Below are 214 nucleotides of genomic sequence, written 5' to 3' on the forward strand. Positions count from 1 at the left end.
TTGTGGCGAAGTGGTTAACGCACCGGATTGTGGCTCCGGCATTCGTGGGTTCGATTCCCATCAGTCGCCCCATTTTTTAAAAATATATTAATATGCGGGTGTGGCGGAATTGGCAGACGCACCAGACTTAGGATCTGGCGCCTTTGGCGTGGGGGTTCGACTCCCTTCACCCGCACTTTTAATAAAATATCTCATAACATGTCTTGCGGAAGTA

The 214-nt window shown here is 49.1% G+C and carries 1 tRNA gene; it reads left to right on the plus strand.

The window, feature by feature from the left end:
- Positions 1-94 precede the first annotated feature (94 nt).
- A tRNA-Leu gene (locus tag JDS98_RS29990) sits at positions 95-175 on the plus strand.
- The last annotated feature ends 39 nt before the right edge of the window (positions 176-214 follow it).

The organism is Bacillus cereus group sp. N11 (assembly GCF_016483605.1).
In the GTDB taxonomy this organism is placed as follows: domain Bacteria; phylum Bacillota; class Bacilli; order Bacillales; family Bacillaceae_G; genus Bacillus_A; species Bacillus_A toyonensis.